This is a genomic window from Undibacterium sp. GrIS 1.8 (genome assembly GCF_040544445.1).
Taxonomy (GTDB): domain Bacteria; phylum Pseudomonadota; class Gammaproteobacteria; order Burkholderiales; family Burkholderiaceae_D; genus Undibacterium.
This window is the reverse complement of sequence record NZ_JBEONQ010000117.1, coordinates 1-2,400: the sequence shown is the minus strand read 5'-3', so window position 1 is coordinate 2,400 and position 2,400 is coordinate 1. Positions and strand designations below refer to the sequence as shown.

2 protein-coding genes and 2 pseudogenes are annotated in these 2,400 nt (G+C 47.2%); all 4 read left to right on the top strand.

Annotated elements, in window-relative coordinates; translation table 11 throughout:
- Nucleotides 1–263 (top strand): hypothetical protein (locus AAKU64_RS22325; RefSeq protein WP_354363077.1); only part of this gene is annotated, 263 nt, incomplete at its 5' end.
- Nucleotides 205–815, top strand: a pseudogene (gene istB / locus AAKU64_RS22320) (IS21-like element helper ATPase IstB); the annotation flags it as partial. The gene AAKU64_RS22325 and the pseudogene istB, both read left to right, overlap by 59 nt.
- 401 nt (nucleotides 816–1,216) lie before the next feature.
- Nucleotides 1,217–1,864, top strand: a complete 648-nt coding sequence (locus tag AAKU64_RS22315) for a hypothetical protein (protein WP_354363075.1) — start codon at nucleotides 1,217–1,219, stop codon at nucleotides 1,862–1,864.
- Between the two features lie 183 nt (nucleotides 1,865–2,047).
- Nucleotides 2,048–2,314: pseudogene (locus AAKU64_RS22310) on the top strand (IS6 family transposase); the annotation flags it as partial.
- Between the last annotated feature and the right edge of the window lie 86 nt (nucleotides 2,315–2,400).

The following is a 2,400-nucleotide window of genomic DNA, read 5'->3' as shown; positions in this document are numbered from 1 at the left end:
ATGCTAACAGCGAAAATAGTTTAGGTGATCAACGACCAGGCAGAATGCAAATACCCAAGAATGCCCTCACTCCAGAGGAGCGCGAGCAGATAATTGGTTCTGTCGCATTAAGGATTTTTTGGTTTTGTAAACCACAATATGCAGGTTATTTATTCACCGGAAACACTATCTATTGTGGTCAAAGTTTGAGGATTTTCCTTAATGCGACAGAACCTGACGCGTCTGGCTGGTTTCCCTGTGATCAAAACGCTGGATGCATTTAATTATGACTTCGCCAAAGGCGTCAAGCGCAGCCCGATCGAGGAACTGGCGGGATTAGGTTTCATTGAACGTAACGAGAATGTTGTGCTGATCGGCCCCTCCGGTGTCGGCAAAACTCACCTAGCGATGGCGCTCGGTTATAAGGCGACACAAGCTGGCATCAAAACGCGCTTCATCACCGCAGCCGATTTGCTGCTCACACTGACAACGGCACATTTGCAAAATAATTTAAAGGCGGTGATGCATCGCGCGATCAAGGCATATCGACTGCTCATTATTGATGAAATCGGTTACCTTCCGATGAATCGTGAACAGGCCAACTTGTTCTTCCAGGTCATCGCAGCTTTATATAAAAAAAAGGCAGTTTGATCGTGACGAGTAATTTGCCGTTCGGGCAGTGGGATACAACGTTTGCACAGGACACGACCCTAACAGCGGCACTGCTTGACCGTCTGCTCCACCATGCACATATCGTACCGATCGCAGGTGAAAGTTACCGGCTTAAGCATCAGAAACAAGCGGGAATGATCCGTAGTAAAGGGGATGCTAGTTAAATCAGGCATTCAAAAAAAACTGGCAATGACTGGAATGGGGGTGTATCAGTTTTAAATCGCTGTTTGTGAGAAAACTGTATCAGTTTTAAATTGCTATTGACAAGGATTCCTTCGTAAATGAGTAACGTCTTTGTTTTTCATAGAAGAGATGGCCAGAAAATACAAACTGAAAGAAAAACGAACGTTTATCTTGTAGTCGAAAATCCGGCTGTTTTGCCTAGAAAAAGTGCAAGAAAACTCATTATGAAAATCAAAACAAAGTTCAATACCTCGATTTAGCTTTTCTGCTGCTGACTGTTACTTATTTACGAAGGAATCCTTACCGTACCCCATTCATGCTGATAAAATATATCCTGCTAGGTGTCGGAGATTGGAACCGAACCTTTAAACGAAGAGCGCGAATGAAAAATGTTATGGGACTCAAACGGCTACTACGATCCGCCGTTCTATTGTGCATATCTGCCATGATTGTGCCCATTGCCCAAGCTCAATACCAGCCTAACGATTTTGACGTGACAGATGGGCAGATTCAGAGGGCAGCAGGGGATCGTTTAATGGTTTCCACGAAGGAAATGCGTGCCACACTTAAGGTTCCTAGCCAACGGGATGTCACCGTGAATTTCAGCTATCTCGGACCAACCGAAGAGATTTCCCGTCTCGGTAGTGGTGCAGTCAGGAGCCAATTTGGGGTCAAGCTCCGCGCTCAGGATACCTGCAATATTGTTTATGTCATGTGGCACTTTTCGCCCGACCAGAATATTGCCGTTTCGGTTAAACGCAATCCAGGGATGAAAACGCACGAAGATTGTGTCGACCATGGCTACATTAATAATATTAAACCACGGATCTCGGCGCCCGTTCCGCCCATTTATACGGATCGGCCCCATACATTGAGTGCAGCCATGCGTGGGGCCATTCTGACCGTCAGTGCCGACGGCAGCGTGGTATGGGAGGGCAATCTTGGTTCGGTTGCCCTGGAATTCGACGGTCCGGTCGGATTGCGTAGCGACAATGCCAAAGTGGTATTCGACTTCTTGACAGGCAGATAGGTATGGCGAACAGTTTGAACACGCTGATGTTGCTGCCGATGCGAATTTGAAACATGATGGGGCTCTAAGCTCAACGCCGCAAAATCTGGTTCTGTCGCAATAGGCTGTCTCTGTTAGACTGCCGATCCGACAAAATTTGTGATTCATGTAATGATAGACGAGCTACGCAAAGTACTCAAACGAATGCATTATCCGCTTGAAGTCATGGTGACCTGCGTGCGTTGGTACGCTGCCTATCCGTTGAGTCTGCGACACATCGAAGAAATGATGGCTGAGCGTGGTGTATTCGTTGATCATTCAACCGTCAGCCGTTGGGCTATCCGACTTCTGCCGCTACTGGAAAAAATATTCAGAAAGCACAAGCGCCCGGTCGGCGGGAGCTGGCGGATGGACGAGACTTATATCAAGGTCAAAGGCGCCTGGAAATACCTTTATCGTGCAGTGGGGCGTTGGTGCACTTAAAAGTTGAAGTAAAAAGTACCCCAACCCCGATCATTTATGCAGGAACTTTCTGACTACGGACGGAGTTTGGGCGT

Excerpts from the sequence above, each read along its gene's own strand:
- AAKU64_RS22315 (WP_354363075.1), top strand. The coding sequence starts at position 1,217 with ATGAAAAATGTTATGGGACTCAAACGGCTACTACGATCCGCCGTTCTA.